Annotated in this window: 15 protein-coding genes; 5 read left to right on the top strand and 10 right to left on the bottom strand. The window is 57.8% G+C overall.

Features of this window, described 5'->3' with window-relative positions:
• Positions 1-58: 58 nt before the first annotated feature.
• The 6 genes from omp85 to ACP7AJ_RS18590 all read right to left on the bottom strand — a co-directional run bounded on the left by omp85 (position 59) and on the right by ACP7AJ_RS18590 (position 5,336).
• Positions 59-1,435, bottom strand: coding sequence for an Omp85 family outer membrane protein (gene omp85, locus ACP7AJ_RS18565; protein ID WP_426061764.1), 1,377 nt, complete (start codon positions 1,433-1,435; stop codon positions 59-61).
• Positions 1,436-1,676: 241 nt separating this feature from the next.
• Entirely contained in the window at positions 1,677-1,973 is a 297-nt protein-coding gene (locus tag ACP7AJ_RS18570; RefSeq protein ID WP_426061694.1) for an HPF/RaiA family ribosome-associated protein, read from the bottom strand.
• 356 nt (positions 1,974-2,329) lie between these two features.
• Complete coding sequence (locus ACP7AJ_RS18575; RefSeq protein WP_426061695.1) at positions 2,330-2,695, bottom strand: DoxX family protein; 366 nt, start codon at positions 2,693-2,695, stop codon at positions 2,330-2,332.
• 2 nt (positions 2,696-2,697) lie between these two features.
• Positions 2,698-3,042: a DoxX family protein gene (locus ACP7AJ_RS18580; RefSeq protein ID WP_426061696.1), complete on the bottom strand. Its 345-nt coding sequence runs from the start codon at positions 3,040-3,042 to the stop codon at positions 2,698-2,700.
• Positions 3,043-3,490: 448 nt separating this feature from the next.
• The gene (locus ACP7AJ_RS18585; RefSeq protein WP_426061697.1) at positions 3,491-4,303 is read right to left on the bottom strand and encodes a class I SAM-dependent methyltransferase; all 813 of its coding nucleotides are present in this window, start codon (positions 4,301-4,303) and stop codon (positions 3,491-3,493) included.
• 640 nt (positions 4,304-4,943) lie between these two features.
• Positions 4,944-5,336, bottom strand: a complete 393-nt coding sequence (locus ACP7AJ_RS18590; RefSeq protein ID WP_426061698.1) for a hypothetical protein — start codon at positions 5,334-5,336, stop codon at positions 4,944-4,946.
• A gap of 381 nt (positions 5,337-5,717) precedes the next feature.
• Between ACP7AJ_RS18590 and ACP7AJ_RS18595 the strand changes: the two genes are divergently transcribed.
• The 4 genes from ACP7AJ_RS18595 to ACP7AJ_RS18610 all read left to right on the top strand — a co-directional run bounded on the left by ACP7AJ_RS18595 (position 5,718) and on the right by ACP7AJ_RS18610 (position 8,758).
• Complete coding sequence (locus ACP7AJ_RS18595) at positions 5,718-6,266, top strand: RNA polymerase sigma factor (protein ID WP_426061699.1); 549 nt, start codon at positions 5,718-5,720, stop codon at positions 6,264-6,266.
• A gap of 63 nt (positions 6,267-6,329) precedes the next feature.
• On the top strand, positions 6,330-6,797 hold the full coding sequence (locus tag ACP7AJ_RS18600) for a hypothetical protein (protein WP_426061700.1): 468 nt from the start codon (positions 6,330-6,332) through the stop codon (positions 6,795-6,797).
• Positions 6,798-6,810: 13 nt separating this feature from the next.
• Positions 6,811-7,299: a hypothetical protein gene (locus ACP7AJ_RS18605; protein WP_426061701.1), complete on the top strand. Its 489-nt coding sequence runs from the start codon at positions 6,811-6,813 to the stop codon at positions 7,297-7,299.
• 256 nt (positions 7,300-7,555) lie between these two features.
• The gene (locus ACP7AJ_RS18610) at positions 7,556-8,758 is read left to right on the top strand and encodes an aspartate aminotransferase family protein (RefSeq protein ID WP_426061765.1); all 1,203 of its coding nucleotides are present in this window, start codon (positions 7,556-7,558) and stop codon (positions 8,756-8,758) included.
• A gap of 85 nt (positions 8,759-8,843) precedes the next feature.
• On the opposite strand, the gene ACP7AJ_RS18615 is transcribed toward ACP7AJ_RS18610, so the two are convergent.
• Positions 8,844-9,302: a TerB family tellurite resistance protein gene (locus ACP7AJ_RS18615; RefSeq protein ID WP_426061702.1), complete on the bottom strand. Its 459-nt coding sequence runs from the start codon at positions 9,300-9,302 to the stop codon at positions 8,844-8,846.
• A 232-nt stretch (positions 9,303-9,534) separates the two neighbouring features.
• Here ACP7AJ_RS18615 and pfkA point away from each other — a divergent pair, with 232 nt between their 5' ends.
• Positions 9,535-10,506, top strand: coding sequence for a 6-phosphofructokinase (gene pfkA, locus ACP7AJ_RS18620; protein WP_426061703.1), 972 nt, complete (start codon positions 9,535-9,537; stop codon positions 10,504-10,506).
• Positions 10,507-10,587: 81 nt separating this feature from the next.
• Here the strand turns inward: pfkA and miaA are convergent, their stop codons facing one another.
• From miaA to ACP7AJ_RS18635, 3 genes are all read right to left on the bottom strand, one after another.
• A complete protein-coding gene (gene miaA / locus ACP7AJ_RS18625) occupies positions 10,588-11,502 on the bottom strand; it encodes a tRNA (adenosine(37)-N6)-dimethylallyltransferase MiaA (protein ID WP_426061704.1) in 915 nt (304 codons plus the stop codon).
• Positions 11,503-11,697: 195 nt separating this feature from the next.
• Positions 11,698-13,374, bottom strand: coding sequence for an amidase (locus ACP7AJ_RS18630; protein ID WP_426061705.1), 1,677 nt, complete (start codon positions 13,372-13,374; stop codon positions 11,698-11,700).
• A 30-nt stretch (positions 13,375-13,404) separates the two neighbouring features.
• Positions 13,405-14,553 carry a glycosyltransferase gene (locus ACP7AJ_RS18635; RefSeq protein ID WP_426061706.1) on the bottom strand — a complete coding sequence of 383 codons (1,149 nt, stop codon included), beginning with the start codon at positions 14,551-14,553 and terminating at the stop codon, positions 13,405-13,407.
• Positions 14,554-14,629 lie beyond the last annotated feature (76 nt).

The following is a 14,629-nucleotide window of genomic DNA, read 5'->3' on the forward strand; positions in this document are numbered from 1 at the left end:
TTTGGTTGGCATTAGGGCTTGGTGATTCGTATGGCCCGCTGTACTGAAAGGACAGCGCTTAGAAAGCCTGCCCTATTCCAAAGTAGAGCAGCCGGTCTTCTTTGGAAAGTCCGTAGTCGAGGGAAATGATGGTTGACTGGTTCCAGGCTATTCTGGCGCCTGCGCCGTAGGAGGTTTTCACTTTGGCAAAGCTGAGGTCCTGCCACCGGTCGCGTACGGTGCCCGCATCCAGGAACGGGGCCACGCCAAACGCGAAGCGCTGCTTGCCCCACTTGGTTTCGGCTAGCCGCACCCGTAGCTCTACATTGGCCATCCAGAGGGAGCGGGCCAGAAAGCGGTTGGCCCGGTAGCCGCGCAACGACTGCCGGCCCCCCAGGGCGTTGATGCTGCCATCGGGGCTCCACTGGTCCTGAAACTCAAAGAACGGCGCATTATTCCCAAATATATTGCCGACGCCAAACCGCCCGGCTAGCACTGTACGAGGCCCCACGGGTAATTTCCGAAAGGCCTTGCCCTGAATAAAAACCTTGTTGAATTTGAATTGCGAGCCAATAGCCGGATTGGAAAATTCATTTCCCAACTCGAAGTAATAGCCTCGCGTTGGGTCGGGCTCGAAGTCGCGGGTGTCGTAGATAATCGCGCTCTGTAGCAGCGATACCCAGCCGCCATTCAAGCCCTTAATCAGGCCCTGCTCGAAATCCCGCCGCAGGAGCGAAGTCCCGTTAGGAGCGCTGGTATTGTCGGCGCTCGCGGGGTCAATGGCATCTGCTCGTAGGCCTTCGAAGGTGCTGTAGCTCAGGTGCTGAATTTCGTAGCCACCTAGCACACGCCATTTGCCTTTGCCCAGGGCATAGTCGGCTTTAAGGTTGAGCATGAACTCTGTTTCCCGGAAGCGGTTGGACAGCGCATCGGTTACCAAGGCCGCTTCGCCAACTTGGCCCGGACGCAGTGTTTTGCGGTCGCGGTCGTAGGCAGCATACGTTTTGTAAGTGGGCCCATTGCTCGGGGTAGAAGGCAGGCGCAGGGGGTCGAGGGTCCTTTCGGTGAGGCCGAAGTACAGATTGGCTGGGTTCTGTTGCGCTTTGAAATCGAGCTTGAAACGCCAGCGGGTGCCTTTGTAATACGGTACATCCAGGGAGAGCACCAACTCGCGGGCGTTGGACGTGTAGTAAGCCGCATTGGCCTTGAGCTTGGCCAGGTAAGGCGTGTAAGGAAAAAGCGGATTGGTGCGTTCACCGTTCCAGTACACATTGGTTCGCACCCCAAAACCAAACCCCGTAACCGGGTCAGAAGAAATGTCGGGAATGCCCGTGAAAAACCGCCCCTCGCGCTTTTTGGCAAGGTCGGCGTCCGACATGCGTTTCGACTTAATAAATGAAAGCGTATCCGTTGCTTGTTTCTGAGCCTGAGCAAATTGGATTGGAATAATAAACAGCGTAAATAATAGCCAGTGCTTCACTACAGAATTTGTTAAGGTAGTTTTTTGGAGGTGCTGCGCCATCCTGTGTGTGCAGGTGAGCGCAAGCTAGCTCACCCAGTTGCCTGACAAAAGTAGTCCGTTGCGGTGCACTATGCTGGAAAGCAATTGCCATTCGCGAGCACAAAAAAGGGCCAGGCGGGGCTGTCCAAACTATAAGTGGACGGCCCCGGCTGGCCCTTTTATAAGGCCTTGATTATTAGTCTACGAACTGCCGCTTCAGCTTTTCGCTGGCGTCGCGCAGGCCGGCTGCCCACGACGAACCGGTGCCTTCGGCAAACAGGTCTCGGCCGGGGATGCCCAGGCGCCAGCGCACTTGCTTGTTGTTTTCGGGGTTGCTGCCTTCTTCGCGCAGGTATACGTCGGCGGCCACAATGTCTTTGCGGAAATGCATTACGCGGCGCAGCTCGCTTTCTACTTGCTGGAGCAGGGCGGGGCTCTCCGAGAAGCCCACGGTTTGCAGGTCCATTTTAATGTTATCGATGTTGTACGTCATAGCGTAAAGGGAAGAAGTGAAAGAACCACCAACCAGCAACTAGCCGGCAGTGGCCTTTTTAAATACGGGAATAGCGGAAGGCGGTTATCAGGTGCAGGCAGTGTTAAGCTGAACAAGCCTGTGGTAGCTCAATGAGCGACAGCTTGAAGCGTTGGTGTGCAGTGAGTTACTCGTGGTTTCAACCTATTGTCTTTTGCTGTATGGAAGGTGGCTGTCCGTCATGCTGAGCTTCTCCAACCAGTGGCGCAGCTGAATCTACTGCCTCATTAACGTTGGTTGTCATGCTTTCCCTGGTCAGCATGACAATTGGGTAAGAATGACTCTCGAATTGCGGCATTTAAGCACCGCTCTACTCCCTAAGCAGCTTCTATTCCTGATTGGGCAATCTCGACAGCTTTATAAAAGATGTAGGCATTCATCACCATAAAAAATGCTGCCGGCAGGGATACCAAAAAGCTGTCTTTCACCTTAATTCTCACCAACACGCCCAAAAGCATCAACGCCGCCAGTCCGCCCGAAGCAACTAATAAAATGAGGTTACTTAGTAAGCCAACCAGCAATCCCAATGCCCCGATTATTTCCAAAATGATGGTGAACGTTGCTACTCTCTCCAGTCCAAAGCGCTTGAACTCATTCTTCATGTGGGGAGATTTGAAATAAGAAACGGCATACCCCAAAAAAGAAAGGCTGGAAAAATAGATAAGCAGGTGGAGCAGGGTCATTATTACATAAGGTTGAGGGAGGCGGAAGCTATGTACACGCACAGCAATAGCAGCACCAGCGACGGCACGCGTTTCTGCCAGGAGTTATTCACTTTGAAGTGGAAGAACTGCGCTGCCAGCATGAGCAAGCCCATGAGCACTGCCGGAATAAGTACCAACTCCGGATACCAAATGCCGACCACCAGTAGGGTTGCCAACGCTATTTTGGCAGCGCCCACTAGGGAGCGGGTCAAACCGGACAAGCCGTATTGCTTGAATTCTTTGACGATGTTATCGAAGCGGAAAATCCAGACAAACCACACGGAGGTCGCAACAACAAAAAGCGCGAGAGAGGTATAGATACTCATGGGACAGGCTGGTTAGTGAGTTTCGGGTTTTTGCTCAAAGTGGCATCTGGCTGCAGTCGACAGTACCACATTGATAAGCACGGCACTGGCGACAATGTTATCGCCGTAGCGCTTCGAGAGTCAAGGCCTTACCGAATGGGGGTGGATGAGACAGCAAATGTTGCCGCTGCATTGAACCCCGCCGTCCCTTTGCCAACCCATCCCCGCGGTAGACGCCCTGGCGAATTTCCATGCTGTCTGGATGACCATGAAATCCTGCTCAAGTTCCGGCACCACACCAACCCCACCCAGAACGTGTTTGTAAAAGTGCGGAAGCAGCGATGCAGCGTCGGAATTAAAGCCTGCCCGGCAGTTATGCCGCCACACGCAGAAGCCCCCGCACCTAGGGTACTGCTGGGGCTTCTGCGTGTGGCGGCATAACTGCCGGTTGGGCTGCGCTGTGAAAGGATTAGCAGTTTACCGTAACGCGCAAATAGGTGGCCGGAATGGTGGTTCTGTCCGGAGAGGCCGCCTTGTTCTGGCTGTTGAAGAGGCTCGTTAATTCCTGCTGCAAGTCGGCTGATTTGCCATTTTTTTCAGCCGCGTCGAAGGCGTTCATGGTCGGTCCGTAAAAATTTTTGAACAAGCCAACGTATTCGGTCGGCGAACAGGATGCATTGAATGTGAAAGTGTCTTTTTCGCACCTGATGTCTTCTTTCAGGATGCCGGCTTGGCCGAAACGTTCCACCACGTTGCTCTCGATTCCCCAGGTCATCGGGCTGATGAAGCCCTCGGGTGGGGGAGGCGTGTAGGCCGAGCTTATTTTCAGGATTTGCGCCACTACCGTGGGGTCGCCGGGTATCCAGTTGCCCATCACGATTTTCCCGCCCGGCTTGGTCACCCGCACCATTTCCTTGGCTACGTCGAATGGCTTGGGCGCGAACATGGCGCCGAAAATGCTCACCACCATATCGAAGGTTTTGTCGGGAATGTCGCTCAGGTCGCAGGCATCGCCCTCTTGAAAAGTGCAGGTGGCAAGGCCCGCAGCAGTAGCCCGCTTGTTGCCAGCCGCCACCAGATTACTGGCAATGTCGACCCCGAGTACTTCTGCGCCGCGCTCGGCTTCGGGAATGGCCGTGGTGCCATCGCCACACCCCAGGTCCATAATTTTTTGGCCTTTGCTGATGCCGAGCTTCGATACCAGTTCATCGCCACTTTCGCGCATGGTTTGGGAAATTTGCGTGAAATCGCCTTTTTCCCAGAGGGCTTTGTTAGGGTTCATAGCTTTGGGGTGTAAAATGAGTGTAAAGCTTGTATGATAAATATACATTTTTTTAGTGAATAAATAACAATTTAGTTGACTTAGCGGCTTTATTTGTTATGCTGTTTAACCCTATTGCCATCACTGCCGCGAGTTTAACACAGGGGGGTACTTAACCTGCTGATAACGTGAAGGATATTATGCTGTAAAAGCAGCGAATTTTTCCAAAATAGAAAGCCCCACAACCAAGAAGCTGAAGGGCTTTTTCTGCCTTTAAATCAAAGGTTAGCGTGATTTCGGGGGCAGTGTGAGGTATTGGCAGTAGTGCGAACTTTGTAGTTCGCGCAACTGGACACCGAACCTGAAACTGCTCTAGTAGGTCAAATTTCAACTAGCTGTCTTAAAAGCTGGTGGCTACCATGAGGCCGTATTGAAACCCTGGGCCGCTTTTTGGTGATGCCGGCAATTTGGCCGTCGTACCAATAGGCGCCCACCTCCGGCAGTATGGCAATGTTGGGCCTGATGTCTTTTTTTAACCCGAATGACACGCCTGAAATGTTTACATAGTTGTTGCCGGCTCCTTCGGGCGCGGTCGGGATGGCTAGGTTGACAAACCTGCCCATGGCCGTGAGGTGGGTGGTTTCGTTGACGTTGTAAGTGGTTAAAATAGCGGGGCGTTGGGGCTGTAGGCGAAGCGGGATTGGTCTTCAATCAATACATGAGCACCGCCCGCTCCCAGCACCACGTCCACCTTGCTTTCGGGCTTGGTGAAGCAATATTTGACGTCCAGGTTTACGCCAAAGCCGGGGCCTACCGTAGAAAAGGGCAATGGAATAGGGGCCAGGCGCAGGCCCGCATCTACGCGGTCCGCAAGGCCCAGCCGGAAGCCGGCATGCGGAATGGTGAAGAACGCACTCGTCCTCTGAGGGGAGCCCAGAAACACCATTTGACCGCCCATGCCGGCTGCAAACCCGATGCGCTGGGAGGGCAGCGTGTGGGCCGTTCCGAAGTTGACCACCCAGAATCCGAAGGAGTCCGTGGGTTGTAACAGCATGCAAGCCAGGGTGGCAAGTGACAGTCGGCACAGCCGACGGCTGGCTTTCATGCGCGATTTAGACCTGTTGGTGCAGTAGTTTTTTGCCTTCATGCATGGTTGATTACGTGACCGAAAAGTAGGTTCTCAGCTTAATAAGAAAACTTTGGTCAAGCTTTGCCATTCGGCCCTCCTGGAAGGGGAGCCAGCCATTAGCCGGCAAATAAAGCCAGCTAGACGCATATCGTTGGCCGTCGCGGGCCCAAGGTAGTAGGGCAGGCTATGAGCGGGCTACCCGGCGCGGTTTCTCATCGGACTTGGCTTGCTAAATAAGCTGGTTAAACTTGCTGCCCGGTTTAGCGTCCAACCGCTCGAACACTGCTTACGCCTCAGTCTCCGCGTTTGGAAGACCACGAAATCCTTCTCAAGTTCCAGGACCTCGCCAGCCGCAACCTAGCGTTCAACCAGCTCGTGCGCAAGTACCAGAGCAAGGTGTACTGGCATGTGCGCAAGATGGTGGTGGACCACGACGATGCCGACGACCTCACCCAAGACGTGTTTGTGAAGGTGTGGAAGCACCTGGAGAACTTCCGGCAAGACGCCCAGCTCTTCACTTGGATTTACCGGATTGCTACCAACGAGTGCCTGAATTTTTTGAGCAGCAAGCGGCGCAAGTTCCTGCTGCCGCTCACGGATGTGGGGGCTGAGCTGGCCGCTAAAATCGAAGCGGACCCCGCCATTGCCGGCGATGAAATCGAGCTCAAGCTGCAAAAAGCCATTCTGCGCTTGCCCGACAAGCAGCGCCTCGTGTTCAACCTGCGCTACTACGACGAAATGCCCTACGAACAGATGGCCGAAGTAACGGGCACCAGCGTGGGCGCGTTGAAAGCCAGCTACCACCACGCTGTGAAAAAAGTGGAAGAGTATGTGACCCGCAGCACTGACGACTAGCCTTCAGACACAATTTTTTACCGGCTGGTTTAAACGCCATCCCCGATTTTTCATCCAACTGCCATGAAAACGCCTTTCAAGCTAGATGCGCACCCTCGGCGGCCCCACCCGCCGCTGAGCAGCCCGCCCGCTGGCTATTTCGACCAGCTCTCCCTGCGGGTGATGGCCCGGCTGCCCCACGCCGACGTGCCCGAACCAGCGGCTGGCTGGCGTTGGCTGGCGTTGCTGTCTCCCGCGTTGCGCACTGGCCTGGCCTCGGTGGCGGTGCTGGGCGGCTTTGCGGTTTCGTTTTTCTTGAGCGGGCCCCAGCCTACCAGCCCCGCGGTGGCATCCGCAGCCTACCTCGACGCGGTGTCGCACACCGAGCTGATAGGCTATTTGCTCACGAGCGGTGCCCGCGTCGAAACCTCCGACTTAGCCGTGCTCACCGACGCCGACCCCTGCATAGCCAAGGAATTTTTAGCGGCTACTGATGCCGAGCTAACGGAAGCGCTGGATGCCCAGCCTTCCGAAGACCATATGTATTTATAACATCCCTTTCATCATGTCCTCTTGCTCATTTGTGTTTCGATTGCTAGGCCTGCTGGCGTTCCTGCTGGCCGTGGCCCCCGAGGCTGCTGCCCAGGGCGGCCGGCGCGGTGGCCAGCGCCTGGGGCAGCTCGAAAATGCCAAAATCGCCTTCATCACCAATCGCGTTTCCCTGACCCAGGGCCAGGCCCAAAAATTCTGGCCGGTCTATAATGAGTTTTCGACCCGCCGCCGCGAGCTCAACCGCAGCAGCCGAATGCTGCGCCGCGAAATTTCAGAGAACATGAGCGACCAGCAAATTCGCGACAACCTCAACCAGTCCTTCAACTTTCGCCAGCAGGAGTTGAACCTGGAGAAAGAGTATTTCGAAAAGTTTCAGAAAGTTATTTCGCTTCGGCAAGTGGCCCAGCTGTTTGTAGCCGAGCGCGACTTCACCCGCGAGGTCATCAAACGCGTGTCGGGAGGGCCCGGGCAGGCGAGCCAGGCCAATCTGGGCGACGACTAAGTCAGCTTGGCAGACGCTGTTCTGCTGGCCCATCCTTTCGAGGTCGCTGCCCCGCAGCGGCCTCGTTATTTTTGCGGGATAATCGAAATGGAACGCTGCCGGTTTACACGGCTGTCTTACCGAGTAGCGCCAGGCAATTCGCGCCGCCCCATTGGTTTGGCGGCGAGAGCTGCTCGCTGATTAAACTACGTTGCACCCAGCAGAGTGGGCTTGCACAAAATCCGTGAAATCTGTTAAATCCGATAAATTCGTGGTCCTGACACCCCGCCAACTCTTTCTGCGCCACCAGGCCCAAACCTCCGATTTTCCGCTGCTGCTGGAGATTGAGCGGGCCGAAGGCGTGTACATGTATGCCCCCGACGGCCGCCGCTACCTCGACCTCATTTCGGGCATCGGCGTGAGCAACGTGGGCCACCGCCACCCGCACGTGCTGGCCGGCATTCAGGCCCAGCTCGACAAATACCTGCACCTGATGGTGTACGGCGAGCTGGTGCAGGCCGTGCCCGCCCAGCTGGCCGAGGCCATGCACCGCACGCTGCCCGCCCACTTGGACTCGGTGTTCTTCACCAACTCCGGCACCGAGGCCATCGAAGGTGCCCTCAAGCTGGCCAAGCGCCATACCGGCCGCACCGAGCTCATTTCCTGCCTCAACGCCTACCACGGCTCCACGCACGGCGCTCTATCCATCACGGGGTCCGAGGGTTTTAAGAACAGCTTCCGGCCGCTGCTTCCCGATGTTCGCCACATTCGGCACAACGAGCTGGCCGACCTTGACTTCATAACGGAGCGTACCGCCGCCGTGGTCATCGAGACCGTGCAAGGCGAAGCTGGCGTGCGTGTGCCCAATCCCGGCTACTTGCCGGCCCTGCGCGCCCGCTGCACCGAAGTAGGCGCCCTGCTCATTCTCGACGAAATTCAGTGTGGCTACGGGCGCACCGGTACCATGTGGGCATTCGAGCAGTTCGGCATCGAGCCCGATATCCTGGTGTGTGCCAAGGGCATGGGCGGCGGCATGCCCATCGGGGCCTTCATTTCCAGCACGGAAATCATGAGCGGCTTCAAAACCAATCCGATTCTAGGGCACTGCACCACCTTTGGTGGGCATCCGGTGAGCTGTGCGGCGGCGCTGGCCACCTTGCAGGTAGTCCAACAGGAAAACCTGGTGGCTGGCGTGGCCGAAAAAGCCGCCCGGTTCCGGGCGCAACTGCGGCACCCGGCTATTCGGGCCGTGCGCGGCTGCGGCTTGCTCATGGCCGTGGAGTTCGAGTCCTTTGCTGTGCTCAAGCCCATCCTCGACCACGCGCTGGCCCACGAAGGTATCCTGACCGACTGGTTCTTGTTCTGCGATAACTCCCTCCGCCTGGCTCCGCCGCTCATCATCACCAATGCGGAGATTGACGAGGCTTGCGCGGCCCTACTCCGGGCCATAGAGCATGTGGTTGGGTTGGAGCAGGATTAGGTTTAAATCAGTATGAAGGATGCAGCCCCCTGGGGCAACCCGCCTGGGTTGCCCCAGGGGGCTGCATCTTTTTGCAGTGCCGCAGCTAAACGGCGATGTTTGGACGAGGTAACTCGTTATAATTCAAAAAAGCATTGCTCTCCTCTTTGATTCTTTCGCGTGGAACACCGTCTTTTACGCCCTGCGAGATTTTGCGTACCAGCACGCCCACAATGGCTTTGCGGAAGCCCAGCTTCTCGGCCATCATGATGCAGAAGTCCATCTCGGTTTCGTCCACCACGCCATCGGCGAGCATCATGTCGACAAGGTCGAAAATCTGGTCAAAACGCTCGGAGTCGTTCGTTGGGAGCTCGGTGCTATCCCCTTTGGCTCCGGAAATTAGCGCCTGCACCTCCGACGAGTTGATGCCATTCTTCTTGCCAACGGCCACAATAAAATTCATTTCCCGTGCGTCGATGTGGCCATCAGCTTTCGCCAGGGCCGCAAGATTCAGCAAATGACCTTTTACTTTCTTAGCCTGCTCATTTTCGAAGAAACCGAACATATAACGTGGGAATAAAGTGGTGAGAAATGAGGTAGCGGCTGCAGGGCCGATTGAACAGGTAAGGTAATCGGAAAATTAACTAGTTGCTACTAGCCCCCTACGCTAAATATAAAAAAAAGATAACCCCCTTCTGAGGACATTTGGGCAGACAGGCACCGGGGTTTGGTTTCCTTTCACCAACTTTGCGGGGTTTGGGCGCCATTCACGTGCCCACTTGTTTCAGAAAGTTCAGATGAAGAGAATTGGAGTATTTACCAGCGGGGGCGATTCGCCGGGCATGAACGCTGCTATCCGAGCGGTAGTGCGGACGGCCACTTACCATGGAATTGAGGTATACGGCATCATGCGCGGCTACAGTGGTATGATTAAGGGCGAGTTTGTACGTTTGGATTCGGCCTCGGTTTCGAATACCGTGCAAAAGGGTGGCACCATTTTAAAATCGGCACGCAGTCAGAAGTTTATGACCAAAGAAGGCCGTCAGATGGCCTTCGACCAGTTGGTGAATAATGGCATTGAAGGCTTGGTGGCCATCGGCGGCAACGGTACGTTTACCGGCGCCATGATTTTTGAGGAGGAGTTTGGCATCCCCACCGTGGGCGCGCCTGGCACCATCGATAACGACCTCTACGGCACCGACTACACCATTGGCTACGACACGGCCGTGAACACGGCCCTCGACTGCATCGACAAAATCCGCGACACCGCCGACTCGCACGACCGTTGCTTTTTTGTGGAAGTAATGGGCCGCGACTCTGGCTACATTGCCATTCCCTGCGCCATTGGAGGGGGGGCCGAAATTGTGATGATTCCCGAAACCAAGATGAGCGTAGATGTCGTGATTGACACGCTTCAATCGGGCTGGAAGCGTTCAAAAACGTCGTTTATCGTCATCGTGGCCGAAGGCGACGAAGAAGGCAACGCCACCCAAGTGGCAGCTCGGGTGAAAGAAGCCATTCCGCAGCTCGACACCCGCGTGTCGGTGATTGGCCACATTCAGCGTGGGGGCTCGCCCACGGCCGCCGACCGGCTCTTGGCTTCCCAAATCGGCATCGCCGCCGTGGAAGGCCTCATGAACGGCATGCGCAACGTAATGGCTGGCATTATCGATAAGAAGCTGGTATATACCCCTTTCAATGATACCATCAATAAAAAGAAGCTCATTAATCAGAGCTTCATGCGGATGGTAGAAATCCTGTCGGTTTAGGGCTGAAAATAGGTGAGGTGGTGGGTTTGATGTTTTGGCTGCGTCGCTTACGCAAGCAGAACCTCAAACTCACCACCTCACCTATTTCACCTCCACCCACTGATACGCAGCATCGCGCCGCAACCACGTGAGTTGGCGCTTGGCATAGCGGCGGGTGTTGCGCTGGAGCAGGCGCACGGCTTCTTCCCAGTCATACTCTCCGTCCAGAAAGCCGAATATTTCCTGGTAGCCCACCGTTTGGAGGGCGTGGTGGTGGCGGTAGGGGAGGAGGCCCCGCACTTCGTCGAGCAGCCCGGCCGCCAGCATGTGCTCTACTCGCAAGTTGATGCGCTGGTATAGCGCTTCCCGCTCGCGGGTGAGGGCCACTTTCACGTTGCGGAACAGTGGGTTTTCTTCTGGTGGGCTTTGGGTGTGAAAGCTGGAAAACGGCCGGCCGGTAGCCCGGGTGATTTCAAGGGCCCGCACCACGCGCTGTGGGTTTTGGCGGTCGATGCGGGCGTGGGCCACGGGGTCGGTTTCGGCGAGCTCGGCTACCAGGTGTGGCAGGCCATGGGCCGCCAACTCGGCGTGGAGCTGGGCACGAACTTCAGGCGGCACGGTGGGCAGCTCGTCGAGCCCGTCCGTGACGGCCTGCACGTAGAGGCCGGAGCCGCCGGTCAGGATAACCAGCGGATGTTTCTGAAACAGCCCAGTGAGGACTTGCTGGCAATCAGTGGCGAAACGCCCGGCGCTATAATCTTCTCCGATGCTGTGGCTGTCGATGAAGTGGTGCGGCACGCCCTGCATTTCGACCGGCGTGGGCTTAGCCGTGCCGATGCTCAACTCCCGGAAAAACTGCCGTGAATCGGCCGATACTATTTCGGTCTGGAACTGCTGAGCCAGCTGCACGCACAGCGCGGTTTTGCCCACCGCCGTTGGCCCGGCAATGGTAAGCAGCACCGGACGCGGGTCGGCCGTCGTGGGGGCAAGCTGGGCTAGAATGTGGGGTGGAAGCAAAGTGAAGTGTTGAAGGTTGAGTGAGAAGCTGATAAAGAGGCTTTTTAAAACTCAACGGAACGTCATGCTGAGCGCAGCCGAAGCATCTCGCCCGCTTCGTTCTAATAATTTGGGTTACTACCTCACGCGAGATGCTTCGGCTGCGCTCAGCATGACGTTCGGCTATTCTTGGCCATCAATTCTCAACACTAAAAACTACAGGTTCGGGTGTTTCTCGTCAAACTCCGTGGCGTCCTGGTAGGCCTTGGCCAAGGCCAGGAGCTTGCCTTCCTCATAAAGCTGGCCCATGAACGTGATGGTAGTGGGCAGGCCGGCAGCAGTGAAGCCATTCGGAATTGCCACCGCCGGCTGCCCGGTGAGGTTGGTCAGCGTGAGGTTGGCGCTGAACGACGGGGCGATGTAGGCGTCGAGCCCTTTCAGCTGAGTGTCCATTTGCTCGATGAGCAGGCTGCGCACGCGCTGGGCCTGGAGGTATTCCACGGCCGGGATAAAGCGCGAGGAACGGAAGGTATTGGGCCAGGCAAAGCGGTTCTGTAACACCATTTGGGCATCACGACCCGAGCGGGTAAGCTCGTCGAAGGCCGCGGCGCCTTCAGCCGTGAGCACGAAGCGCATCGAGCCCGGCGCGATGGCTGGCAGCTCAATCGGTACCAGCTCGACGCCCAGCTTCCGGAGGACTTCCAGCGTAGCCTGGTCGTTGGCTTTGGTGGCGTACTCTTGGTCGAAGCTGGCCTTCACGTAGCCTACGCGCAGCTTCTTGATGTTGGCATCGAAGGCGTAACGGAAGCTGTTGGGGACCAGCATGGTGGCAGGGTCGCGCGCATCGGGGCCGGCCGCGGTGAGGGCCGCCAGCACAATGGCGCAGTCCTCCGCCGTGCGGGCAATTGGACCGGCTTTGTCCATGGTCCAGCTCAGGGCCATGGCGCCGGCGCGGCTCACGCGGCCATAGGTGGGGCGCAGGCCCGTGACGCCGCAAGCTGTGCTGGGGCTGATGATGGAGCCCAGCGTTTCGGTGCCAATGGCGTACGGCAGCAGCCCCGCCGCCACCGCCGACGCCGACCCGGCCGACGAGCCGCTGGAGCCCTTGGTCACGTCCCAGGGCGTGCGGGTTTTCTCGCCAAACCACACGTCGCCCTGAGCCAGCTCGCCCAGGGTCAGCTTGGCCAGCAGCACGCCGCCGGCTTCGCGCAGGCGCTCCACCACAGCCGCGTCCTCGTCCAGGGTTTGGTCTTTGTAGGGCACCGAGCCCCAGGTAGTTTTATAGCCTTTGGCGCTGAACAAGTCCTTCACGCCAAAGGGAACGCCGTGGAGCGGCCCGCGGTACTTGCCGGCTTTTATCTCCTGGTCGGCCTGCCGGGCTTGTCGCAAGGCCAGCTCCTCGGTGAGAGTGATGACGCAGTGCAACTGGGTATCGTATTTCGTTAAGCGGGCCAGGAAAAATTTGGTCAGCTCTTCGGAAGAAATCTGTTTGGTGCGCAGCAGCTCGCCCAACTGGCGCACGGTGTAAAAGGCCAGGTCGTTGCGGTTGGCGGGCAGCTTGGTTTTGGGGGCCTGGGGTAGTTTGCCGGCGTTTGCTTTGGGAGTGGCGAGCATGGCCTGCCGCATGCGTAGCGGCCGTGGGTCGAAGACCACGGAAGGAGCCACGCTGTTGGGCAGCGATTTCTTGCGCAGCGTCTCGTAGCTGTCGCGGTAGCCGGTTAGGTTGCGGCGGGTAGAATCAAGTTGCGCATCGGTAAAGCTGAGGCCAAACAGCTGCTGAGCTGCCCGAGCGATGGGCACGGTGATTTCATCGGGGGCGGTGGGCCGGGCCACAAAGGCACCGGCGGCAAAGCAAGCGCCGCCGAGGAGCAGCGCCGGGAATATCTTCTTCATGCGGGAGAGTGACTTAACAATAAGGTAAAGCTACAGTGCCAGAGGCGTGGTTTGTGCAAGGGGGGCCACTTCGGCATATAGCCCCAGCAATACTTGCTCTTCGTGCTGCCAGCTGAGTTGGGAGCGTGCGCGGCGGCAATTGCTGGCCAGGTGCTCGTAGCGGGCGGGTTCGTCGCGCAACAGGCGGTTGAGGACGGTGGACAGGGTGGCGGGGTGCAGGTCGGCCACCAGCTCGGCCACGTCGAACTGCTCGTTGAGGGCGCGGTATTCGGGAAAGTCGATGAGCACCTGCGGAATGCCGGCGTGCACGTAATCGAAGAATTTATTGGCCAGCGAGTAGTAGTAGCTCAGGCCGATATTCTCAAGCAGCATGATGCCCACGGCGGCATGGCGAGTCACTTCGCGGAGCGCTTCGGGCAGCACATAACCCCGGAACTCGACCTGGCCAGAAGCGAGCAGCCCTAACTTTTCGGCCCGCGCCCGTAAGTCTGCCGAAAGGTCGCCTTCGCCGCAGATAACCAGCCGGCTTGCTACCTGGGGCATGGCATCAAGCAGCGCTTCCAGGCCCCGGCCCACGTTCAGGGCGCCTTGGTATAGGATGTAGCCGCTGGGAGGAATCGTTATCGGTAGCGGCTCTTCCTGGCGCAGGCGGCTCACATTGCGCACCACCGCAAAGGGCCGCCCATAGCGTTGCTCAAACACCCGGGCCAGGGCTGGGCCCACGGTGTAGGCCAACTGAGCGCGCGGCACGATAAACCCCTCTACCCAGCGCCAAGCGCACTGCACGGCGGGCCGGGCCACCACCTCGGGCACTTCTGTGAATAGCTCGTGGGCGTCGTATACAAAGGATTGCCCTCCAAGCCGGGCGCGCAGCCACACGGGCAGAGCGGTGTCGAGGTCGGCGGCGCACCAGGCGGCGGCGCGCTGGCCCAGCAAGTAGAAAAACAGCCGCAGGTTGTATTCCAGGTAAAACAGCTTGCCTCGCTGAAACCAGCCCCGCAGGCGGTGCTGCGCGTAGGGCCGGGGCGTCAGCGGGGGCGAGGTTGGCCGCTGCCAGCCCACCAGCTGCACCCGGTAGCCGGCAGCGGCCAGGCTGCCGCAAATGCGCTGCATCCGCTGGTCGAAGCACAGGTCCGTGGTAACGGCAAAGAGCAGCAGCGGTGCGGGTTGGGAGGGCAAGAGGCGGAGAGGTGCAACGCGCCCAGGCGGGCAGCCGTTATAGTCCGGCCAAATTTACGCTCGAGCTCGCCGGTCC

Source organism: Hymenobacter sp. B1770 (genome assembly GCF_049896385.1).
In the GTDB taxonomy this organism is placed as follows: domain Bacteria; phylum Bacteroidota; class Bacteroidia; order Cytophagales; family Hymenobacteraceae; genus Hymenobacter.